Origin of the sequence: Bradyrhizobium guangdongense, from assembly GCF_004114975.1 — a bacterium.
Taxonomy (GTDB): domain Bacteria; phylum Pseudomonadota; class Alphaproteobacteria; order Rhizobiales; family Xanthobacteraceae; genus Bradyrhizobium; species Bradyrhizobium guangdongense.
The window spans coordinates 4,068,971-4,091,191 of sequence record NZ_CP030051.1; the positions used below are offsets into that span (position 1 = coordinate 4,068,971).

Annotated in this window: 25 protein-coding genes; 16 read left to right on the top strand and 9 right to left on the bottom strand. The window is 64.5% G+C overall.

All coding sequences use genetic code 11. The features are described 5' to 3' along the window. Positions 1-184: 184 nt before the first annotated feature. The 3 genes from glk (at position 185) to X265_RS40615 (ending at position 1,803) form a co-directional block, all read left to right on the top strand. A complete protein-coding gene (gene glk / locus X265_RS19490) occupies positions 185-1,153 on the top strand; it encodes a glucokinase (protein ID WP_128966277.1) in 969 nt (322 codons plus the stop codon). Positions 1,154-1,296: 143 nt separating this feature from the next. Further along, on the top strand, positions 1,297-1,500 hold the full coding sequence (locus X265_RS19495) for a hypothetical protein (protein WP_128966278.1): 204 nt from the start codon (positions 1,297-1,299) through the stop codon (positions 1,498-1,500). A gap of 147 nt (positions 1,501-1,647) precedes the next feature. Further along, positions 1,648-1,803: a hypothetical protein gene (locus X265_RS40615; protein WP_164938690.1), complete on the top strand. Its 156-nt coding sequence runs from the start codon at positions 1,648-1,650 to the stop codon at positions 1,801-1,803. A 62-nt stretch (positions 1,804-1,865) separates the two neighbouring features. On the opposite strand, the gene X265_RS19500 is transcribed toward X265_RS40615, so the two are convergent. Continuing rightward, complete coding sequence (locus X265_RS19500; protein ID WP_128966279.1) at positions 1,866-2,243, bottom strand: response regulator; 378 nt, start codon at positions 2,241-2,243, stop codon at positions 1,866-1,868. Positions 2,244-2,353: 110 nt separating this feature from the next. Further along, a complete protein-coding gene (locus X265_RS19505) occupies positions 2,354-3,148 on the bottom strand; it encodes a Spy/CpxP family protein refolding chaperone (protein ID WP_128966280.1) in 795 nt (264 codons plus the stop codon). Positions 3,149-3,630: 482 nt separating this feature from the next. On the opposite strand from X265_RS19505, the gene X265_RS19510 reads away from it, so the two are divergent. The 6 genes from X265_RS19510 (at position 3,631) to X265_RS40620 (ending at position 9,733) form a co-directional block, all read left to right on the top strand. Beyond that, on the top strand, positions 3,631-4,971 hold the full coding sequence (locus X265_RS19510) for an ABC transporter substrate-binding protein (RefSeq protein WP_128966281.1): 1,341 nt from the start codon (positions 3,631-3,633) through the stop codon (positions 4,969-4,971). A 140-nt stretch (positions 4,972-5,111) separates the two neighbouring features. Next, complete coding sequence (locus tag X265_RS19515) at positions 5,112-6,050, top strand: carbohydrate ABC transporter permease (protein ID WP_128966282.1); 939 nt, start codon at positions 5,112-5,114, stop codon at positions 6,048-6,050. Next, on the top strand, positions 6,050-6,955 hold the full coding sequence (locus X265_RS19520) for a carbohydrate ABC transporter permease (RefSeq protein WP_128966283.1): 906 nt from the start codon (positions 6,050-6,052) through the stop codon (positions 6,953-6,955). Before X265_RS19515 ends, X265_RS19520 begins: the two co-directional genes overlap by 1 nt. Positions 6,956-6,975: 20 nt before the next feature. After that, positions 6,976-8,076, top strand: coding sequence for an ABC transporter ATP-binding protein (locus tag X265_RS19525; protein ID WP_128966284.1), 1,101 nt, complete (start codon positions 6,976-6,978; stop codon positions 8,074-8,076). A gap of 33 nt (positions 8,077-8,109) precedes the next feature. After that, a complete protein-coding gene (locus X265_RS19530; RefSeq protein WP_128966285.1) occupies positions 8,110-9,099 on the top strand; it encodes a hydroxyacid dehydrogenase in 990 nt (329 codons plus the stop codon). 166 nt (positions 9,100-9,265) lie between these two features. Continuing rightward, entirely contained in the window at positions 9,266-9,733 is a 468-nt protein-coding gene (locus X265_RS40620) for a hypothetical protein (RefSeq protein ID WP_164938691.1), read from the top strand. A gap of 59 nt (positions 9,734-9,792) precedes the next feature. On the opposite strand, the gene X265_RS19540 is transcribed toward X265_RS40620, so the two are convergent. Further along, positions 9,793-10,290: a DUF1993 domain-containing protein gene (locus X265_RS19540; protein WP_128969342.1), complete on the bottom strand. Its 498-nt coding sequence runs from the start codon at positions 10,288-10,290 to the stop codon at positions 9,793-9,795. Positions 10,291-10,414: 124 nt separating this feature from the next. Here X265_RS19540 and X265_RS19545 point away from each other — a divergent pair, with 124 nt between their 5' ends. The 4 genes from X265_RS19545 to X265_RS19560 all read left to right on the top strand — a co-directional run bounded on the left by X265_RS19545 (position 10,415) and on the right by X265_RS19560 (position 13,250). Next, positions 10,415-11,197, top strand: coding sequence for a transporter substrate-binding domain-containing protein (locus X265_RS19545; protein ID WP_128966286.1), 783 nt, complete (start codon positions 10,415-10,417; stop codon positions 11,195-11,197). Between the two features lie 10 nt (positions 11,198-11,207). Continuing rightward, complete coding sequence (locus X265_RS19550) at positions 11,208-11,699, top strand: hypothetical protein (protein WP_128966287.1); 492 nt, start codon at positions 11,208-11,210, stop codon at positions 11,697-11,699. A gap of 173 nt (positions 11,700-11,872) precedes the next feature. Beyond that, on the top strand, positions 11,873-12,718 hold the full coding sequence (locus X265_RS19555; protein ID WP_128966288.1) for a DUF2147 domain-containing protein: 846 nt from the start codon (positions 11,873-11,875) through the stop codon (positions 12,716-12,718). Positions 12,719-12,893: 175 nt separating this feature from the next. After that, positions 12,894-13,250: a hypothetical protein gene (locus X265_RS19560; protein ID WP_128966289.1), complete on the top strand. Its 357-nt coding sequence runs from the start codon at positions 12,894-12,896 to the stop codon at positions 13,248-13,250. Positions 13,251-13,260: 10 nt separating this feature from the next. On the opposite strand, the gene X265_RS19565 is transcribed toward X265_RS19560, so the two are convergent. Both X265_RS19565 and X265_RS19570 read right to left on the bottom strand, forming a co-directional pair. Beyond that, positions 13,261-13,665, bottom strand: coding sequence for a (R)-mandelonitrile lyase (locus tag X265_RS19565; RefSeq protein ID WP_128966290.1), 405 nt, complete (start codon positions 13,663-13,665; stop codon positions 13,261-13,263). A 17-nt stretch (positions 13,666-13,682) separates the two neighbouring features. Beyond that, the gene (locus tag X265_RS19570; RefSeq protein WP_128966291.1) at positions 13,683-14,381 is read right to left on the bottom strand and encodes a ribonuclease activity regulator RraA; all 699 of its coding nucleotides are present in this window, start codon (positions 14,379-14,381) and stop codon (positions 13,683-13,685) included. A 248-nt stretch (positions 14,382-14,629) separates the two neighbouring features. Here X265_RS19570 and pxpB point away from each other — a divergent pair, with 248 nt between their 5' ends. From pxpB to X265_RS19585, 3 genes are read left to right on the top strand one after another with little or no spacing between them, the layout of a single operon-like run. After that, complete coding sequence (gene pxpB, locus X265_RS19575; RefSeq protein WP_128966292.1) at positions 14,630-15,361, top strand: 5-oxoprolinase subunit PxpB; 732 nt, start codon at positions 14,630-14,632, stop codon at positions 15,359-15,361. Beyond that, positions 15,358-16,395, top strand: a complete 1,038-nt coding sequence (locus tag X265_RS19580; RefSeq protein WP_128966293.1) for a 5-oxoprolinase subunit C family protein — start codon at positions 15,358-15,360, stop codon at positions 16,393-16,395. The genes pxpB and X265_RS19580 overlap by 4 nt, the downstream gene beginning before the upstream one ends. 27 nt (positions 16,396-16,422) lie before the next feature. Beyond that, positions 16,423-17,193, top strand: a complete 771-nt coding sequence (locus X265_RS19585) for a LamB/YcsF family protein (RefSeq protein WP_128966294.1) — start codon at positions 16,423-16,425, stop codon at positions 17,191-17,193. Here the strand turns inward: X265_RS19585 and X265_RS19590 are convergent, their stop codons facing one another. The 4 genes from X265_RS19590 to X265_RS19605 form a co-directional block, all read right to left on the bottom strand. Beyond that, on the bottom strand, positions 17,194-17,553 hold the full coding sequence (locus tag X265_RS19590) for a hypothetical protein (RefSeq protein WP_164938340.1): 360 nt from the start codon (positions 17,551-17,553) through the stop codon (positions 17,194-17,196). It abuts the gene before it with no gap. Positions 17,554-17,625: 72 nt separating this feature from the next. Further along, entirely contained in the window at positions 17,626-19,242 is a 1,617-nt protein-coding gene (locus X265_RS19595; protein ID WP_128966296.1) for a sulfite reductase subunit alpha, read from the bottom strand. Then, a complete protein-coding gene (locus X265_RS19600) occupies positions 19,239-21,035 on the bottom strand; it encodes a NirA family protein (RefSeq protein WP_128966297.1) in 1,797 nt (598 codons plus the stop codon). The genes X265_RS19595 and X265_RS19600 overlap by 4 nt, the downstream gene beginning before the upstream one ends. A 13-nt stretch (positions 21,036-21,048) precedes the next feature. Beyond that, complete coding sequence (locus X265_RS19605; RefSeq protein WP_128966298.1) at positions 21,049-21,879, bottom strand: formate/nitrite transporter family protein; 831 nt, start codon at positions 21,877-21,879, stop codon at positions 21,049-21,051. Between the last annotated feature and the right edge of the window lie 342 nt (positions 21,880-22,221).

Consider the following 22,221-nt stretch of genomic DNA (forward strand, 5'->3'; position numbering starts at 1 on the left):
GGCGCCGCTTCGCAACCGCCCGCGATCCAGGCCGGCCAATCCCTCCATGCAACGCTTTGGACTGGTCCGTGTTGACTAGCCGCACCCAAGGACGGATTCTCCGATGCCCGTATCGTACGGATCGGGGCGAAGGAGTGGAGGATAAGGGTTCCCGTGACTGCGTGGCCACGGTGACCCATTGGTCATGAATATCGGCAAGACAGGAAACATTCTTCTCGCCGATATCGGCGGCACCAATGCGCGGTTCGCCCTGAGCAATGGCGAGCAGATCGGGCGCATCGACTATGTCAAGGTCGCCGATCATCCGACGGTCCGAGAAGCCATCGCCGACGTGCTGCGGCGGGCCGACAGCGAGAAGCCGGTGCGGGCCGTGCTGGCTGTGGCTGGTCCCGTCACCAACAACCGCTGCGTCATGACCAACAGCCCATGGGTGATCGACGGGAACGAGCTTCAGCCGGCGCTCGGCTTCGACAGCGTCCACGTGCTAAATGATTTCGAGGTGGTGGCCTGGTCCCTGCCCGCCTTGCAGCCGGCCGACCTGATCCCGCTCGGCGGCCAGGACGGCATGCAAGGAGAACCGCTGCTCGTCGTCGGGCCGGGGACCGGTTTTGGCGTCTCCTGCCTGGTCGAGCGCCATGGCTCCCGGCTCGCCGTCGTCACGGAGGCCGGTCACGCGACCCTTCCGGCGGAGAACGAACGCGAGGAGCGCGTGATCGCATCGATGCGCCGGCGCTTCGGCCACGTCTCCATCGAGCGCGGCGCCCTCTCCGGCTCCGGGCTGCAATCGCTCTACGAAGCGCTGGCCGAAGTCGATGAAGCCCAGGTGCCGCAACGCGATGCGGCGGGTATCACCAAGGCGGCGCTGGACGGGAGTTGCGAACTCAGCCGCGCGACGCTGGAGATGTTTTGCGCCATCCTCGGCTCGGTCGCCGGCAATCTCGCAGTAACCTTCGGTGCCAGAGGCGGCGTCTACATCGCCGGCGGGATCGTGCCGCGCTTTCCGGAATTCCTCGCCGCCTCCGCGTTTCGCGCGCGGTTCGAGGCCAAGGGACGCTTCCAGGATTATCTGCGCAACATTCCGACGCGTCTCGTCACCAAGCCGGACGCGAGCTTCGTCGGCCTGAAGATGTTTGCCGACCACATTGCGGATTGAGCGCCTTCCGCCCCTCGCAGCACCCGGCCGGCGAATTCACAGTGATCGCGGCCAATCCGCGGTTCCATGAACAATCGCGCTTGCCCGCCGGCCTGCAATGGGAAACAATTCGCGCGTGTGTGGCGTGAGTACGGGGGCGTGACATGCGTAAGCAGGATGTGGGCTTCGATTATCATCGCTATCACCGGCTATTGACCGAGGCGGACGACGACGACAAGCGCATGGCGCTGATCGAGCTCTTGATCGAGGAAAAGGCCCGGGACCGGCTGGCTGCCCAGCGTGCCTCGGACCGCGCGGCCATGACCGCCCACACCATCGCGACGGTGCTGCGAGCCGGCCGCAACTAAGACTTGCAGAGTCTCTCGCTCGGCGCCGCCAATCGGCTACGATTGCGGTTCCGTTAAGGATCCCTGGCAATCCTGTGTCAAACTTTTTGCACTAAGAGTTCCCCTCACCTGATGCAATTCAGGATCAACACAAAGGGGGGAATGAACATGAGCACGATTTCGCTCGCCGAAATGCCGGCGGCCGTCAGCACCAAGTCGGGCGACTATTCTTTCAAAGCCATTGTCATCTTCTGCAGCATGGGGCTTCTCGCCTCGATCAGCCTGATGGCGCACGGCATCGATCTCAGCGCCGGCCTGATGTAAGACACGGACCGATCTTTCGTCCCAAATGGCCGCCCCTTTTCGGGCGGCCATTTTCGTTGATGTCAGTGCGGCACCTTGGCGGCCGCATCGGGAAACAGCGAGTCGATCATGGTCTTGAGCTGGTCGAGCGCGATCGGCTTGCGCAGGATCGGCCGGCGACGGAGCAAGGACGGCAGCAATTCCGGCCCGTAGCCGGTCGCGAAAAGGAACGGCTTGCCGCGTCGCTCGATCAGATCGGCGACGGGATCGACGTAAACACCCATCAGATTGATGTCGAGGATCGCGAAATCGTACTGCGCCGTCATCGCGAAGGCACTCGCATCGCGCACATTGTCCGCTTCTGCAACGACATGGTGGCCCAGCTCCTCCACCATCTCGGCGATCATCATCCGGATCAACGCCTCGTCTTCGACCAGGAAAACGGAGAGTCCGTCCGCCATTTCAACCTCGCAGCCACCTTGCGAAGCTAAGCATACCCGATTGCAGAAAGCATTCACGAATTCGTGGCAGGCGCCGTTAATTTCAGCGCGCACAATCCGATCCAACTTGATCAATCCAGGCCGCGCTCATGGCTGAGGCGAACCATCTCCTGGATGAACACCTCCTTCTGCTTGTCGTCGAGGCTCGAATACAACGGTTCGGCGGCATCGGCGACATTGCGCTGGTCTGCGGCGCGATCGATCAGGAACTGCGCCTCGTTGCGCATCTGCTCGATGATGTCGTCGGGGGGATCGCGCTTGGCGCGCGCAATGCGCAGGTTGAGCCGCTCCGCGCCGTTATGCCCGAGGTAGTGCATCGCGCTGGAGAAGCCGAACCAGTGCTTCTCCTGCTCCGGCGTCAAGTTGAGCTCGGTCTTGATGCGTTCGATATAGGAATCGCTGTTGGCGACGATCTGCTCAGCGGTCAGCTGGGGCGCGCCGGTCTGGGTCAGGACCGTGACGTCCTTGTTGTCCTTGTTGTCCTGCGGAGCGTTCTTGGCTTCCTTGGTCGCCTTGCCAGCCTTGCCGCCTTTCGCGCTCTTGGCATCCTTGTCCTTGGCGCCGGGCTGCTTGGAGTCCTTGGACGCGTCCTTGTTCGCATCCTTCGGAGCCGGCGCCTGATTGCCGTTATTATTGTTGACGCCGAGCACGCCGGTGAAGACGCCGACCACGCCGCCAATGGCGCCGCCGAGGACGCCCCCAACGGGACCTGCCGCCTTGTTGCCGGCTGCGGCCCCGTCCTGGACGCCCTTGACCAAACCTTGTGCATTGGCAACGGCAGCCGCACCGATCAGCAAGGTCAGGACGGAACCGAGCGCGAGCCATCGTCGCAGGCCAAGCCGCGCAGGCGGCGCCGGGTTGATCATTTGGGTCTCCATGTCGATTTGCCTGCTCCTTATGAAGCGGCAGGCCTCCTGCCGGTTGCAACTCTACCGTTTTCGCCACGCGGAGGTCTAGGCGCGGACAATCTCTGTCCCCGTCTGGAAGACCATTCCTTGAAAGATCTTGGCCCCGACGCTGTTATGCAGGCTTATCAGGAACTGCGGCGTAATTGCGCACCGACCTCTAGCGCACGATTCACCCGATGTGTGCGTCGCAAAAAGCGGCGGTGGCGGGCGGTCGACGCGTGCCGCGGCCTTGCCGGACACAACGTTAGTACTAGAGCGCGGAGCGTCCGGCTTTCTCGACAGACGCAATCAATCATGATCTGATCGCGCTACCAATTCTTCCCGCGTCTCTCCGTGACTTGCGGATGGCGCCAATAAGAAACTCCAACAACGAAATGAGAGACTCGGAAGAGTCAGAGGAAACGACAGAACAATAAAACACACCAAGGCGAGGAAACGAGATGTCACGCAAGAGACTGACGCGACGTCAATTTGTGGCTGCCACTGCAATGTCCTCCGCGGCGCTGATCACGGCGCCCTATGTCCGGGGCGCTTACGCCGCCGGCAAACTCTCGATCGGCTTCTGGGACCATTGGGTGCCAGGCGCCAACCAGGCTTCGACCGATCTCGTCAACGAATGGGCGGCGAAGGAGAAGGTCGAGGTTTCCATCGACTACATCACCAGCAACAACAAGAAGATCGAATTGACGGCGGCGGCCGAAGCGCAGGCCAAGTCCGGTCACGACATTCTTCAGATGCCGAGCTGGTGGCCGCATGCCTATTCGGAGAATCTCGAGCCGCTCAACGACGTGATGGAGCCGCTCATCAAGCAGAATGGCGAGGTGAACGGCACCGTTAAATATCTCGCGCAATCGGGCGGCAAATGGCTCGCGGTGCCCGCCACGCCGGGCAGCCAGATCAAAGGCCCCTGCTCGCGCATCGACCTGATGAAGAAGTACGCCAATATCGACGTGCAGGAAATGTATCCGGCCGGCGGCCCGCCCAAGGCTGACAACTGGACCATGGATACCTTCCTCAAGGCTGCGGAAGCCTGCCAGAAGGGCGGCTTCCCCTTCGGCATCGGCCTCGGCGAAACCACCGACAGCGTCGATACCGCCGGCGCGATCTTCCAGGCGTTCGGCGCCGAGCTCGTCAATGCCAAGGGCGACATCACGGTCAAGACCGACCAGGTCCGCCAGGCCATGGAGTACTACAAGAAGCTGATCGCGTTCCTGCCCGCCGACGCGCCGTCCTGGGACGACGCCTCGAACAACAAATGGCTGATCTCCGGGCGCGGCGCGCTGATCATGAACCCGCCGAGCGCCTGGGCCGTCGCCAAGCGCGATGCACCGCAGGTGGCGGAGCAGTGCTGGACCCACGGCTTCCCGGCCGGCCCGAAGGGACGTTTCGCGCCTTTCCTGCCGTACTTCTGGGGCGTCTGGAGCTTCGGCAAGAACAAGGAAGCGGCCAAGAGCCTGCTGGTTCATTTGTCCTCGCCGGCAGCGATCGAGAAGTTCGTCTCGGTGAGCGGCGGCTATGACCTGCCGGCCTATGCGAACCTGACGAAGCTGAAGACGTGGGCCGAGGAAGGCCCGCCGAAGGGGACGCTCTTCCACTATCCGGACCCCTACCACCAGCAGACGCTGTCGATCGCAGCATCACCGGCGCCGCCGAAGATCGCACAGCAGATCTACTTCCAGGCAACGCTGACCAAGATGGGATTGCGATTTGCCCGCGGTGAAACCCTGGAACAGGCGCTCGCCTGGGCCGAGGGCGAGTGCGAAGGCTTCATGCGGAGCTGAACGGCGAACGAGCGTGGCTTGCGCGACCCGCGCAGGCCCGCCCCAACCGCTGCACTCTCCTCCTCATGACGGCGAAGCCGATTCTGAAGGACCGGCTCCGCCGTTCGACCGTTGACCAGGAATGATCCAAGGAAGCTGATATGGCCGATGTCGTCGTTGAGCGAGGTCGCGTCGCCCGTGCGACGGGCGCGCGGAAGGGATCGAGCCTGCGCAATGCGCTCGGGCGCAAATCGACGGTCGCGTTTTTCCTGACGCTGCCGCTGATCCTGCTGATCGTGTTGCTCGTGCTCTATCCCGCCTTTTATTCGCTCTATCTGGCGACATTGAACAAGGCCATGACGAAATTCGTGGGCCTCGGCAACTTCACCTTCCTGTTCAAGCGCGAGACGTTCTGGATGGTGGTGAAGCAGTCCTGCATCTTCGCCATAACCGCCGTGATCTTCAAGGCGTTGATCGGCTTCATCGTCGCGCATTTCGTCCACAACATTCCCGGCAGGAAGCAGCGCAAATGGCGCGGCATGCTGCTGGTGCCCTGGGTGATTCCGCCGGCGATGAGCACGCTGGCCTGGCTTTGGCTGTTCGACCCCTCCTACAGCGCCTTCAACTACACCCTCTCCTTCTTCGGTGTCGGCCCGATCCCCTGGCTCGGCGAAACCTTCTGGGCGCGCTTCTCCGTCATCCTCGTCAACGTCTGGTACGGCGCGCCGTTCTTCCTGATCATGTATCTCGCCGCGCTGAAATCCGTGCCCGACCAGCTCTATGAGGCTGCGGCGATCGACGGCGCCAATTGGTGGCAGAAGATCTGGTACGTCACGCTGCCGATGATGCGCAACATCATCGCCATCACGACGCTGTTCTCGCTGATCGTGACCTTCGCCAATTTCGACATCGTGCGCATTCTGACCTCCGGTGGCCCACTGGATACGACGCATCTGTTCGCGACCTGGGCATTCCAGGTCGGCATCCAGAGCAGCGACATCCCCCTCGGCGCCTGCGTCTCGCTGTTCATGGTGCCGATCCTCGCCGTCGCAGCGATCTTCATCCTGCGCGATGTCTCCAAACGCGGGAACGAAGCCTGATGAGCACGATGGCAATCGACAAGGCCGGGCCTACCCGCAAGCTCGGCAGCATGAGCCGCGACCGCGCCTGGGCGCTGCGCTGGTCCTATTTCTTCCTGGTGCTGTTTGCGATCTTCTTCCTGACACCGCCGGTCTACATGCTGATCACCTCGCTGAAGAGCAGCGCGGAGATTTCGGCGGCGACCAATCCGTGGTGGGTGTTTCATCCCACCCTGTCGAACTATGTCGAGCTCCTGAGCTCGAACCAGTTCCTGCGCTTCTTCTGGAACTCGTCGATCATCTCCATCGCGGTGGTGATCGTCACGATGATCATCAGCATCCCCGCGGCGTTCGCGCTGGCGCGGATGAAGTTCTGGGGCTCGGCGACGCTCGCCACCGGCGTCTTCCTCACCTATCTGATCCCGGACAGCCTTCTGTTCATTCCACTGTTCAAGATGCTCGGCGTCATGCAGGACCTGACCGGCATCACGCTGCTGAACCGCTGGTATGTGCTGGTGTTCATCTATCCGACGCTGACTGTGCCGTTCTGCACCTGGATCATGATCGGTTATTTCGCATCGATCCCGAAGGAGCTCGACGAGGCCGCGATCATCGACGGCGCGTCCTGGCTGCAGACCTTGCTGCGGATATTCATCCCCGTCGCGCTGCCCGGGCTGATCGCCGCGACAATCTTCGCCTTCACCGTCTCGTGGGCCCAGTTCCTCTATCCCCTGGTGTTCACGACATCGATCGACCAGCTCGTGCTGCCGGTCGGCATCACCACGACACTGATCAAGGGCGATGTCTTCAACTGGGGCCAGATCATGACCGGCGCGCTGCTCGGCGCGGCGCCACCGCTGATCATCTACGCCTTCCTGATGGACTACTACATTGCCGGCCTGACCGCCGGCGCGACGAAGGGTTGAAATCGAGAGGTTCAAGTTCAATGGCGGACGTTTCTCTGCGCAAGGTGATCAAGCGGTATGACGATGTCGAAGCGGTGCGCGGCATCGACCTTGATATCGCCGACCATGAATTCATCGTCCTGGTCGGCCCCTCCGGCTGCGGCAAGTCGACCACGCTCCGCATGATCGCCGGCCTCGAGGACATCAGCGACGGCGACATCATGATCGGCGGCGACGTCGTCAACGACGTGCCGCCGAAGGACCGCGACATCGCGATGGTGTTCCAGAACTACGCGCTGTATCCGCACATGACGGTCGCCGAGAACATGTCGTTCGGGCTGCGGCTGAAGCACTATCCCAAGGCCGAGATCAAGGCGCGGGTGACCGAAGCGGCGCGCCTGCTCGACATCACCGATCTGATCGATCGCAAGCCGAAGCAGCTCTCCGGCGGGCAGCGCCAGCGCGTGGCGATGGGACGCGCGATCGTGCGCAACCCGAAGGTCTTCCTGTTTGACGAACCGCTGTCCAATCTCGACGCCAAGCTGCGCGTGCAGATGCGGATCGAGATCAAGAAAGTGCACCAGAAGGTGCGCACCACGACCGTCTACGTCACCCACGACCAGGTCGAGGCGATGACGCTGGCCGATCGCGTCGTGGTCATGAACAAGGGCCGCATCGAGCAGATCGGCACGCCGAACGAGCTCTATCACAAGCCGGCGACGCGCTTTGTCGCGGGCTTCATCGGGTCGCCCGCGATGAACTTCATTCCGTGCCGGCTCGAGGATGCCGCCGGCACGCTGCAGGTCCGCCTGACCGACCGCATTGCCTTTGCGCTGCCGCCGGCCCGCGCCGCCCGCTACAACGCGCTGCCGCGCACCGACAAGCTCCTGCTCGGCATCCGCCCCGAGCATCTCACCGAGTCGCACGCGCATCTGGATCCCGGTGTCGAGACCTTCGATACAGTGCTCGATGTCACCGAGCCGATGGGGATGGAGACGCTGGTCTATTTCGGGCTCGACGGCACGCCGGTGTGCGGCCGCGTCAATCCCAACGCCGGCGCCAAGGACGGAGCAACCATGCGTTTGGCGATGGACCTCAACAATATGCACCTGCTAAACGAGGAGACCGGCGTCGTGCTGTGACGCCGGCCGAAGAATGCGAGCAGGCGGGGAGCGATGACGACCAACAAGAAGAAGATTTTCGTTACACAAACTTTGTCGCAAGGGGCACGCGCTCTCCTCACCCAGCGGGACGATATCGAGCTCATCGAGTTTCCGAACCTGATCTCCGCCAAGGACTTCGAAGCCCTGCTGAAAAGCCATGCCCCTGTTCATGGCGTGGCGCTCGGCGCTACCGCCTTCGGCGAGACCGAACTCGAGGCGGCCCGCGACATGAAGGTGGTGACGCGGATCGGTGTCGGCTACGACGCCGTCGACGTGCCCGCCCTGTCCCGCCGCAAGGTGCCGCTGATGGTCGCAGGCAGCGCCAACTCGCCCTCGGTGGCCGAGCAGGCGCTTTTCATGATGCTGACGCTGGCCAAGCGCGCCAATGAGATGCATTCCTGCGTCAAGGACGGCAGATGGGCCGAGCGCCTCGGCATGCTTCCCTTCGACCTCTACGGCAAGACCGTGCTGATCGTCGGCTTTGGCCGCATCGGCACGCGCACCGCCAAGCGGTGCCTCGCAATGGAAATGAACGTGCAGGTCTACGATCCCTACAAGCCTGCGGCGGAGATCAAGGCCGCCGGCTGCGAGCCGGTCCCTGACCTCGACGCCGCCCTGCCCAACGCCGATTTCGTCACCATCCATTGCCCGAAGACGCCGGAGACCATCGGCCTGTTCGACGCTGACAGGATCGGCCGGATGAAGCCGAAATCCTATCTCATCAACACCGCGCGCGGCGGCATCGTGAAGGAAGCCGCGCTGTACCACGCGCTCGTCTCAGGCAAGCTTGCCGGCGCCGGCATCGACGTGTTCGAGGTTGAGCCGCCGCCGGTCAGCAACGCGCTGTTCGCGCTGCCCAACGTCATCATGGCCCCGCATGTCGCCGGTGTGACCGTTGAGGCTGTCAGCCGCATGAGCGAGCAGACCGCGCGCAATATCCTGAGCGTGCTGGACGGCGATCCCATCAGGCAGAACATCATCAATCCCGACGTTCTTGCCTGAGGACAATCCGAAGGCGGCCAATCTACCCGCCTTCGGACAGCCAGAATGCGTCCCATTTTGGTGCAGATCGGGCCCCAACTCAGCCTTAATCAAACCCGCGTAATGTACCCGGCCGCGGCGGCAGTGGGACAGACTTTGCCGGCCGCGTCGAGCTGGAGGATGGACCTTGTCAGAGATCGACCCGACCGACCACGCGCTGGCGACCATCGCGAGCATTTTGGAGCACCCCGAGCCCGTTCTCGTCGTCCGCGACCGCGAGACGGAAACGGCGGCTGCCGATGATCATGTGGTCGCAGACGAGCATCATGCCTCCGACGAGCATCCGGTGGTCGAGGAGCAGCCGCTGGTGCCTGAGCACACCGACGCTGAAGGCTACTCCAAGGTCGGTCCCGGCCCCATGGCGGCGATCCGCCTGAAATGGACGGTCCATCGCGGCGATGACGGCGAGTATTACGTGCACGAGACCATCGGCGAGCAGTCCGCGCCCGTGGTCAGCGGCCCGATGACCAGCGAGGCCGCCGTACGCTTCGTCGACGAACACGAGGATGAAGCACATCGGCGCTTCGAGCTGCTGCGCAGCGAGATCGCCGGCCGCAGCTCGCTCGCCGACTACGAGCGCAAGGGCGAAGCGTAACACACGCGAGAGGCCTCCGTTCACCTCTCCCCGTCGGGGAGAGGTAAAACACCCAGCCCTTACTTCCTGCCCAAAAAGTCCTTCTTCGCGAGCTCGACGCCGGCGTGCCGCAACAGGTCGTAGGCCGTCGTGAGGTGAAAGAAGAACTGCGGGACGCTGTTGGTGAGCAGCAGCGTCCGTCCGGTGAAGGGCAGCTCGGTCCCGTTCTTCAGCCTGAAGAAGACCTTCAGCTCCGCGGCCGCATCGATCTCGGCGCGCGGCAGACTCTCGATGAATTCGATCGACGTCGCAATGCGCGCCTGAAGCCCGGCCATGTCGTGCTCCAGCGGCGGCAGCGCGACCGGCTCACACTGCGCCAGCAAGGCCGGCGCAACGGTGGCGTGGCGGCAGGCCTCGCCGACCTGCTGCGCCAGATCGTACATGTTCGGCGCCAGCCGCATCCCAAGCAAGACAGCCGGATTGAACTTGCGCGTCTCGGCATACGCAACGCCCTTGTCGAGGAGGACGGACAGGTTGCGCAGGTAAGGCACGAACAGGCCGACCGAGGCCTCGTACATCGAAATCGTCACGCCAATATTCCTTTCAATTCCGCCTCGCCAGACACCGGCATCTGGTTTAAATCGACCTCGCGGGCTGCACAATGACAGCTTGGGCATGGGTGGAAAAGAGATGACCGTTCGAATGACTGTTCGAATTCTGGCGGCTTTGGCCGTGACGTTGCTGGCTAACCTCTCAGCTTACGCGCAGCAGCCGGCTCCCTCGCGCCTCGACGAGATCATCAAGCGCGGCACGTTGCGCGTCGGCATGACCGGCGACTACAAGCCCTTCACCTATCTGGACAAAGCCACGCAGCAGTTCTCCGGCTTCGACGTCGACATGGCGGAGGCGCTCGGCAAGGCGCTCGGCGTCAAGGTCGAGTTCGTGCCAACCGCCTGGCCGAAGCTGATGAAGGATTTCGAGGCCGATCAGTTCGACATCGCCATGGGCGGCGTCTCCGTGACCCTTGATCGGCAGAAGAAGGGCTTGTTCTCGACGCCGATCATGCGCGAGGGCAAGACCCCGATCGCGCGCTGCGCCGACACGGCCAAATACCAGACGCTTGCCGACATCGACAAGAAAGGCACCCGCGTCATCGTCAATCCCGGCGGCACCAATGAGCGTTTTGCGCGCGCCAACGTCAAGGACGCCGACATTACGGTCTTTCCCGACAACACCAAGATCTTCGACCAGATCGCCAAGGGCAATGCCGATCTGATGATGACGGATGCCTCCGAGACGCGTTACCAGCAGAAGCAGCATGCCGGCGTGCTCTGCGCGGTCCATCCCGACAAGCCGTTCGACTTCTCCGAGAAGGCCTATTGGCTCCAGCGCGATATGGCGCTGAAGGCCTTTGTCGACCAGTGGCTGCACATCTCCATGGAGGACGGCAGCTACAAGAAGATCTATGCCGCCTGGTTCGACTAGCATGCGGCTGATGATCGCGTTCGTGGCCGCGCTCGCGCTGGCCGCGCCTGGCACCGCATCGGGCCAGACGCCGTTCACACCGGCGAAAGGTCCGGCGTGCAAGGACCAATCCAAGGAGTTCGTCGGGGCGTGGACCTGCCCCGGGCCGGCCGGCTACGTCGTACATTTCTTCGACGAGGGCAACGTCGTCTCGCTGACGATCGCGCCCAGGCGCTCGATCGACAAGGTGCAGGAGCCGACCGCGCAATGGCGCGGCGCCGGCAAGGTGTTCGGCGACAAGGTCCAGTGGATCATGCGCGCGGGTGTGCCGAAGGCCGCCGTGATCCGCACCTGGAGCCGGGTCGGTGACGACGAGCGGGAAGTCCAGGAGTTCTCGGTGTTCGCGATCAACGGCGAGAAGGCCTGCCTGTTCGGCGCGGTCGAGGTCCACACCGACAAGGCCAACGACGTTGCGCTGGCTCGCGCCGAGCAGGCCGCGGATTCCCGCTGTCCGGAGAAATAACTCCCGGTCGCGGCGGCCGGTCGCATCGGGACGTCAACTCCGGACCGCGTTCGGCGTTATTGAACCCGAAACCGCCGCAGGGCGACTCATAGCGTGACCGTGATCTGGATCACTTTTCGCGGTTGGACCGGGGCGTAACCCTCGGTGCGGGACCACCTGTTCGGGAGATGCAAATGAGGAAGCTGTTGGCCACGGCCGCATTCCTTTTGGCGAGCACCGCCGCGCAAGCGCAGTACACGTTCGAGTATGGCGGCCGCACCATCCGGATCGATCCCGACCGTGGCACCGTGTCCATCCCCGGCGTCTACGACAACACCGGCCAGGGCAAGGCCAAGAAAGCCAAGAAGAACGACACCAAGCCGGACCAGCAGCCCCCGCAGCAAGCCAAGGTCGATCCACAGACGCCGGCCGCGCCCGCTCCGCCGCCAGCGGCCGCCGCAGTCGAGCCGGCCCCGGCGCCTGTGGCCGCGGTGCCGGTCCCCGCTCCACCGGCTCCGCCTCCCGCGACCGCAGTCAATCCTGCGCCCGCCGACGCCGCAGCACTCGTTCCACCCCCGCCCCCTGCTCCGGTCGAACTACAGACCACTCCCGCCGCGCCGTCACCACAGGCGCCAGCTGCGGCTGCCGCACCGCCAGCACCACCTCCGCCCGCGCCCCCTCCCGTTCAGGCCGCTGCCGTCGCGCCGCCGCCACCCGCCGCTGCGGCTACGCGTGATCTCAACTCGCCGCTCGGCGTTTGGCTCACCGAGGAGAAGGAGGGCAAGGTCCGCATCGAGCAATGCGGCACCAACCTCTGCGGCTATTCGGTCGACAGCAAGACGAACCAGAACGGCGAGCAGGTCCTGATCAACATGAAGCCCGGAAGGGACCAGAAATGGTCCGGCCGCATCCTCGATCCCAACAGCGGCTCGACCTACGATTCGACGATCTCGCTGAAGGGCACGGACCGACTGCTCGTGCAGGGCTGCGCTTTCGGCGGCATGTTCTGCGGCGGCCAGACCTGGACCCGTGTGAACTGATCAACCGCGACGTGGCGAGACACGCCAAGGGCCCGCGAGCCGGGCCCTTTGCTTGCGCGCAATATTGATGCGATGTGCGCCAGCTCACACGGAGCTTTGCGCGCGTGACAGCGCTCACATCGCCGCTTCCGCGCCCGTGACACGATCCCTGCACGGTCAACCCAAGGGGCGTGTCATGAACGGAATTCGCAAAGGTCTCTTCGCCACCATCGTCGCCATCGCCTTCCCCCTCGGGCAAGCGAATGCGGCCGGCTCCGCTTTCGACGGCACCTGGAATGTGCGCATCGCGTCGTCGAGCGAGACCTGCGGCAACGGCGCAACCGTCGCGATCGGCATCAGCAACGGTCAGATCGCCTCGAGCAGCGCAGCCGTGACGGCGTCCGGTAAGGTCGCCGACGCCGGCAGCATCAACGTCACCTTGGGCGCGGGCATCAAGCACGCGGTCGGATCCGGCCGGCTGAGCGGCACCTCAGGCTCCGGCACATGGCGCGGGGCCATGTGCTCGGGCACGTGGACGGCGGAGCGGATGTAACCGGCCGCCGTCAGCCGAGCGGCGCCGAATACTCGGCGTCCGTGACCGGCTCGAGCCACGTCGAGAACACGCCGTCGAGCGCCTCCTGCATGGCGATGTGGCACATGCTGTTACCAGGCGTGGCGCCGTGCCAGTGCACTTCCCCCGGCGGGATCCAGACGGTGTCGCCGGGGCGGATTTCCTTGACCGGGCCACCCTTGGTCTGGACGCGGCCCACGCCGGAAATGACGTAGAGCGTCTGCCCGAGCGGATGATGGTGCCAATTGGTGCGGGCCCCGGGCTCGAACGAGACGCGCGAGACGTTCAGCCGCGCCGGCGCGGGCGCCATGTTGATGGGATCCTGCAGCACGGTGCCGGTGAAGTGTTCCTTGGGCGCGCGGCGGGTCGGCCGCGCACCTGCGAGCGTGATGTCCATGGGGTCCTCGTTTCCTGTTACTTCTTGCTGGCGGCGTAGCGCGCCTTGGTTTCGGCGTTCATGGGATAGAGGCCCGGCAGCACAGTGCCGCTGTTTACCTCGTTGACGATCCAGGCTTCCATCCGCTCCTGCTCGACGCCCTCGTTGAGGACGTGATCGAGCATGGCCTGCGGAATCAGCACGCAGCCATCCTGGTCGGCGACCACGATGTCGTTCGGAAACACCGCAACGCCGCCGCAACCGATCGGCTCACCCCAGCCGACGAATGTGAGGCCTGCAACCGACGGCGGCGCGGCGTAGCCGTCGCACCAGACCGGCAGGTTGGTGCCGAGCACGCCCTCGACGTCACGCACCACGCCATCGGTGACGAGCGCGGTCACGCCGCGCTTGACCATGCGGGCGCAGAGGATGTCGCCGAAGATACCTGCGTCGGTGATGCCCATGGCGTCGACCACGGCGATGCAGCCCTCCGGCATCGCCTCGATCGCGGTGCGGGTCGAGATCGGTGACGACCAGGATTCCGGCGTCGCCAGATCCTCGCGCGCCGGCACGAAGCGCAGCGTGAAGGCAGGTCCCACCAGGCGCGGCAGGCCCGGGCGCAACGGACGTGCGCCGCGCATCCACACATTGCGCAGGCCCTTTTTCAGCAGGACCGTGGTGATGGTGGCGGTGGTGATGCCGGCGAGGGTCTTGCGGGCTTCGGGGGACAGCGACATGGACGAGAACGAGCTCCGAGGTGCAGGAAAGAACGCGCGCATCTTGCGAGCCGCAGCCCTTGCGTCAAGGGCCAAAGCCCTGACGGGAACGCGACCCTGCCGGGCTGTTATGCGACACGATAACAAGGCTTTATCGGATGCCCTTGCATTAATTTATTGGACTTGCGGGCGCATTTACGCGAAGCAGGGGTAACGCGGAACTGAAAGGCCGCGCCCGCGCTTTTCCAAAGGCCCGATTACGACAACTCATGGCCGAGACGCTCCCCCCGCCCCGCCTTCTGCCCAGTGGCGACAGCGCCGTCACGGTCGAGTTCAGCCGCACGATCGACGACGCCGCCAACGAGCGCGTGCTCGCGCTCGACAAGGCGCTTGCAACAGCGTCCATCGAGGGAATCTCGGAGACGATTCCGACCTATCGCTCGCTGCTGGTGCATTACGATCCCGGCAGGATCGGCTTTGACGCGCTCGGCGAAAAGCTGCTTGCGATCGCTGGTCAGCCCCTGCCGCCAACCACGAAAGCGCGGCGCTGGCGGATTCCCGTCGCCTATGGCGGCGAGCACGGCATCGACCTCGAGGACGTCGCGAAAGCGCTGAACACCACGCCCGACGATATCGTCGCCCGTCACGTCGGCGGCGACTATCGCGTCGCCATGATCGGGTTCACCCCGGGTTGGTCCTATCTCAGCGGCCTCGACAAATCGCTGCACATGTCGCGGCGGCAGAGCCCGCGACTATTCACGCCCGCAGGCACGATCTCGATCGGCGGCATCCAGGCCGGGATCCAGTGCCTGGCCGCGCCGAGCGGCTGGCACCTGCTCGGCCGCACGCCGGTGCGCACCTATCAGCTCCACCGTAACCCGACCTTCCTCACCGAACCGGGTGATCGCGTGACGTTTTTTGCCATCGACCACAAGACGTTCGAGGAACTGGATCGCGCCGCCGAAGCCGGCGAGATCATCGCCGAGCGGGCCGACGCATGAGCCGGCTCGTCGTCGCCAGCATTGGACCAGCCAGCTCCGTCCAGGACGGCGGACGCCACGGCGCGCAACGCTATGGCCTGACGGTCAGTGGCGCCATGGACCGGCTGGCGCTCGCGGCCGCGAACACGCTGGTCGGCAATGATCCGTCCGCAGCCGCCGTCGAGATCGGCCCGTTCGGTGCGACCTTCACCGCCAGAGATGGCGCCGTGCGCGTTGCGATTGCAGGCGCGCCGCGCAATGTCGACGTGGCCGGAAAACCGGTTGCGTTGGACACGTCCGTCACGCTGAAGGACGGCGAGACGCTGACGCTGGGGTTTGCCCGCGGCGGTGCGTTCACGTACCTGGCCATCGAAGGCGCGATCAAGGGCGAGCCGGTGTTCGGCAGCCTCGCGGTCAATGCCCGCGCCGGTCTCGGCAGCCCCTACCCGCGCCCGCTTCAGGCCGGCGACGAGTTCACCGTCGATGCCGCGAGCGGCGCGCCGGAACTGCGCATCGAATTGCCGAAGCCGGTGAGCGGCCCGATCCGCGTCGTGATGGGGCCACAGGACGACGAATTCGACGACGCCAACAAGGCGCTGTTCCTGAGCAGCGAATGGAAGATCTCGGCGACATCGGACCGCATGGGCTACCGGCTCGAAGGTCCCGCGATCCAGCATCTGCACGGCCACAACATCGTCTCCGACGGCACCGTCAACGGCAGCATCCAGGTGCCCGGCAACGGCGCACCGATCGTGCTGATGATGGACCGCGGCACCTCGGGCGGCTATCCCAAGATCGCGACCGTGATCACGGCCGATGTCGGGCGCCTCGCCCAGACCTCGGCGGGCACGGCGTTCCGCTTCAAGGCCGTCACCATGGCCGAGGCGCAGGATGAGGCGCGCAAGTTCGCACAGCTGATCAAAAGCTTGCCCGATCGCCTGCGCTCGTCGGACACGGTCGAGCTCAACATCGAGGTGCTCAGCGACGCCAACGTTGCGGGGCATGCGGTGAATGCCATGGATGCCGGGACCTGGCAGGTCACGGCGGAGCCGTAAGGACGAGGCCAAAGGCGGAGAGCAACCATGAAGACGATCGATCTCAATTGCGACCTCGGCGAAGGTTTGGGCGCCTGGGAGATGGGCAACGACGCCGCCATGATTGAGCTCGCAAGCTCGGTCAACGTCGCCTGCGGCTTTCATGCCGGCGACCCCGACATCATGCGGCGGACGGTCGAGCTTGCGAAGGCACGCGGCGTCTCCGTCGGCGCGCATCCTGGATATCGCGACCTGCACGGCTTCGGCCGCCATCCGATCGCGGGGCTGAAGGCGTCCGAGATCGAGAACCTCGTCGCCTACCAGATCGGCGCCCTGCAGGCGATCGCGACGGCCGCCGGCCACAAGGTGACGCATGTGAAGGCGCATGGCGCGCTCTCCAACGTCGCCTGCGAGGACGACATGACCGCGAAGGCGATCGCTGCCGGCATCAAAGCGGTCGACCCCAGCCTGATCTTCGTCGTGCTGGCCAACTCGAAACTGGTCAAGGCCGGCGAAGAAGCCAACCTGCCGATGGTGCATGAGGTGTTCGCCGATCGCGCCTATGAGGACGACGGCAATCTGGTGTCGCGCAAGAAACCGGGCGCGGTGCTGCACGATGCCAAGGCGATCGCCGAGCGCGTGGTGCGCATGGTGCAGGACGGCGCAGTGGTTTCGGTGACCGGCAAGGTGATCAAGATGCGGACGGACACCGTGTGCATCCACGGCGACACGCAGGGCGCGGTCGAGATCGCGCGGACCTTGCGTCAGGCCTTGAAGGATGCGGGCATCGAGGTGGCGCCGTTCAAGCGCGGGGCGTGATCAGAACGAGTGCGCCGACAGCGTGCCGAACACGAGCATGGCGATCAGCGCACATGCGCCGTAGATCCCGAGGTGATGCGCGCTCGCTTTGGCTCTGCGGGACAGCGATCGCGCATAGAGATGGAGTCTGGCTTCCGCCGACAATTCCCGGATGGTCGATTTCCAACGCACCATGCGCTGAGTATGAACGATCGGACGCGACGGCTGTAAGACCATCGCGCAAATAGCGACGAAAGCGCGATTGGGCGCCACTTCGCAGTAGAAAATTCTCCGGACCGGCCGGTTCCAAGAATCCCATTCGTTCAAGTTCATGGCAAATGGAACCGGGTCGAGTTCCCACCAGCCGAAACGTGAAAACAACCCCATGCACAGTAGAGGACCGTCACCGGCACGTTGCGCCGCGTCGGCGATTCATGGAGGTCGCCCTGAGGCTTAGTAGACGTCAGCCTGGAAGCGGCCCTTCTTCTTGAGGTCGGCGACGAAGCTGACGGCCTCGTCGGTCGAGCGCGCGCCGAACTGGGCGACGATGTCGACCAGCGCCCGCTCGACGTCTTTGGCCATGCGCTTGGCATCGCCGCAGATGTAGAGATGCGCGCCTTCCGCAAGCCACGTCCACACTTCGCGGCCGAGCTCGCGCATGCGGTCCTGCACGTAGAACTTCTTCTCGCCATCGCGCGACCAGGCCAGCGACAGGCGCGTCAGAAGCCCCGAGGTCTTCATCGCGTTGAGCTCGTCGCGATAGAAGAAATCGCAATCGCTGCGCTGATGGCCGAAAAACAGCCAGTTCTTGCCTTGCGCTCCGGTCGCCTTGCGGTCGAGCAGGAAGGCGCGGAACGGCGCAATGCCGGTGCCCGGGCCGATCATGATGATCGGCGTCTTCGGATCCCGCGGCAGGCCGAAACCGTGCGCCTTCTGCACATAGACCTTGAGCTTGTCGCCTTCGTTGATGCGCTCGCCGAGGAAGGTCGAGGCGACGCCGAGGCGCTTGCGCTTGCCGATGACGTAGCGGACGGAATCGACCGTCAGCGACAGCTTGCCGGGCGTCGCATTGTGCGACGAGGAGATCGAGTAGAGCCGCGGCTGCAGCGGCTCGAGCGCCTCGACAAAGGCTTCCGGATGCGGCCGCGTGCCTGAAAACTTCTGCAGCGCGGCCATCACGTCCAGCGTCGCGGCATCGCCGTCGGGATCCTCGCCCTGCGCAAGTGCCCTCGCCTTTTCGCGCTGGGCGCCGCCGGTGATGAAGGAGAGCAGCTCGAACAGCTTGTCCGGCGCCGGCGACAGCGAGACGTCCTCGACCAGCGCCTCGCGCAGCGTCTTGTTGTTGACTTTGGTGGTGTGGGAAGCGCCGAGCAGCGCGATGATCTGGTCGACGAGGCCAAGGTCGTTGCGCGCGAACACGCCAAAGCTGTCGCCGACAACGTAGTCGAGCTTGCTCTCGGAGAGATCGAACTCGACGTGATAGGTCTCCTTCTCCGAGCCGGGCCTGTTGAGCAGACGCCGCGACAGGAAGGTCGCCTCTGCCGGATTTTCGCGCGCGCGGCCGAGTTCGGCCTTCACCTCAGGCGCGGCCGGGGCGCTCGCGGCCGGAGCGGCTGCTCCCCCGGCAGGCTTCGCGGCCGGCGCCTTGTCGATCTCCTCGAACAGCTGCTTGAGCATCCGCGCCGTCTCCTTGCCGCCGGGGGCGCAGAGGTTCAAGCGCGCTTCGCTCTTGTTGGCGATCGAATCCGAATAGTCGGCGCAATTGTAGCCGCACTGGCCGCAATCCTGCTGCGCCATCGCCGCCATCATGCGGCGGCGGAGCGGCCGCCCCTCGGCGAGCTTCATGCGGTCGGCGATCGGCATCGCCGGATCGTGCCATGGCGCCTCGCCATCGTCGCCGTCGCCTTGCGGCGAGAGCACGGCGCCGTTCTCCGCCGGCGACAGTGGCGTCGAGCCGTCGAGGCCGAGCATGCCGACGAGAAACCCGTTCAGCCACAGCCGTTGTCCCTCGCTGAAGGGAGCGTTCGGCGGGATGATCTCGAGCTTCGGTGGGACGGGCATCTGGGTCATGCTGTGACTTCCGCTTCGGCGAGTTTGCGTAAGGCTTCACCGTCATGGCGACGGGAGAAGGTCAGGAACGTTTCTTCAGGCGAGGCGCGGTTGGCGAGATAGGCCTTGAGCAGACCTTCGACCGTCTTCGGCACATCCTCGGCCCTCACGTCGTGGAACACTTCCTGCCCGATATCGGCATCGGGGCCGAAGCCGCCGCCGGTGAAGAGATGATAGCCCTCGACCTGGTCGTCCTCGCTCGCACCCGGCACCTTGGCCGCGATCAGGCCGATGTCGGAGATGTAGTGCTGCGCGCAGGAATGGTGGCAGCCGGTCAGATGGATGTTGAGCGGCGTGTCGAGATTGACGCGCGCGTCGCACCAGTCGCCGATCGCGGCGGCATGACGCTTGGTGTCGGACGCAGCGAACTTGCAGCCGGCATTGCCGGTGCAGGCAATCAGGCCGGCCCGAACGTTCGAAACTTCGGTGGCCAGCCCGAGCTTCTCGACCGCAGCGGTGACGAGCGCGACGTTCTCGTCGCGCACGCCCGAGATCAAGAGGTTCTGCCAGACCGTCAGCCTGACATCGCCGTCGCCGAGATCCTGCGCGATCTTGGCCAGCCCACGCATCTGCTCGCAGGTGAGCTTGCCGACCGGTAGCGCGACGCCGACCCAGTTGAGGCCGGCCTGCTTCTGCCTGTGCACGCCGATATGGGCCATGCGGTCGCACAGCGGGCGCGGCGCCAGCGCCTCGGCCGGTACACGCGCGAACGGCTTCTTGAGGCGCTCCTCGACCAGCTTGAGGAAGCCGTCGTGGCCCATGGTGTCGAGCACGTATTTCAGCCGCGCCTTGTTTCGGTTGGTGCGGTCGCCATGCTCGATGAAGACGCGCACGATGGCATCGGCAACCGCGGTCGCGTCCTCGGGGCGAACGACGATGCCGGAATATTTCGCAAAATCCTTGTGCCCGGTGATGCCGCCGAGACCGAGCTTGAACCAGACACCCGGCTCGACGCCGAAACCGTCCCTCACCTCGACCGCGGTGAAGGCGATGTCGTTGGTCTCCTCAAGCGCTGCGATCTTGCCGGCGCCGTCGAAGGCAACGTTGAACTTGCGCGGCAGGCCGAACAGCGAGCGGTCGTTGAGGATGTGGTAGTGCCATTCGCGCGCATAGGGGCGCGTGTCGAGCAGCTCCTGCGGATCGACGCCGGCGGTCGGCGTGCCGGTGACGTTTCGGATGTTGTCGGCACCGGCGCCGCGCGAGCAGAGGCCGATGTCCTGGACGGCTTCGATCAGCTTGACCGCGTTCTTCGGCTCGATCTCGCGGATCTGGAAGTTGGCGCGGGTGGTGACATGGGTGTAGCCGCCGCCACAGCTTTCCGCGATGTCGGCAAGGCCCGACATCTGCCAGTGCTTCAGGATGCCGTTGGGAATACGCAGGCGCGCCATGTAGGAGGTCTGCGCCGGCGCCACCCAGAAGATGCCGTAATAGCGCCAGCGGAAATTGTCCGCTGGCGTCGGATTGGCGTTGTTGCGCGCCTGGTCCTTTAGCCGCTCATAGGCATCGAACGGATGCATCTCGCGCTTGAACTTCTCCTGGTCGGTGAGCTTCTTGCCCGCCGCAATGAGCTTGTCCTGCGCCTTGATCGCCGCCGCATCCGGACCTGACGGTTCCGCGGGAGCGCCTACGGCAGGCGCGCCGCCGGCCGCGAAGGCGCGCCCGACACGCCCGACCTGCATGCCGGACATGAAGCCTTCGAGATAGCGCTTCTGCTCGTCGGAGAAATCGGCCGTGGGTGCTGTATCGAGTTTCATGGACTGAATGGACCTACTCTGCTGCCTGGACCGCAACCTGCGCCACGTCGGCGACCGGCTTTGCGGGCTTGTACGTCGTGTAGAGCGCGAGGCCGGTGAAGACGAAGCCGCCGACGAGATTGCCCAAGGTCACGGGAATCTGATTCCACAGCCACCAGTCGGCCACGCTGACCTTGGCGCCGAGCATCATCCCGGTCGGGATCACGAACATATTGACGACGGCATGCTCGTAGCCGAGCGCGAAGAACAGGAAGATCGGCAGCCAGGTCGCCGCGATCTTGCCGACCGTGGAGGTCGAGGTCATCGCCATGACGACGCCGAGACAGACCAGCCAGTTGCAGAGGATCGCCTTGACGAACACCGAGACCATGCCGGCGGTGCCGATTGCGGCATTGGCGATGGTCTTGGCCTCGGCGACCGCAACGATCTTCGCGGCGACGCCGGTGACCTCGAGCTTGCCCATGTTGGTGAGCGAGATCGCGATCAGTGCGCCGACGGCGATGCTGCCGAGCAGATTGGCGAGGAAGACCCACGACCAGTTGGCGATGACCGCATTCCAGCTGGCCTTGCCTTCGAGGCGCGCGAGCGGAACGATGGCAAAGCTTCCGGTGACGAGCTCGAGGCCGAGCAGTACGATCATCACAAGACTGACCGGAAAGATCAGCGCGCCGACGATGGGCTGGCCCGTCGTGACCGCGCCGGTCAGGGCGAGCGTCGTGGCCGCGCCCAGCAGCGCACCTGATATCGCGCCGCGGATCACGATATCGCGCGGGGCCAGCGCCAGCTTCTTCAGGCTGGCATCGACCATCGAGGCCACAACATCGGAGGGTTTCGCGTAATCCATATCGCAGCTCCAGCTTGCCGCGCGAAAGGCGGCGTCAACGGGTGAAACGGACGGTGATCGCGGGGAGCCGGTTGCAGGCGCATCAGCACCTCGCCGGAGCCCGGAGCGATCCGATCAGCCTCGTTGCTGCGGAAATCCACCATGGACTTGGAGTCGCCGGCGTCCACGCCTGGCGGCTTGGGCTCTCCTATTCAAGGAGTGTGCCAACGCAGCAAAAGCCGCAAAACCAATTGAAATCAGCGATTTAGAGTTTGGTGCAATGCATGAAGTGGATCGGGGTTCATGCTGCTTCGGGCAGCAATGGCCCAAAGATTGAGCTTCGAATCGATGTGATTAATACTT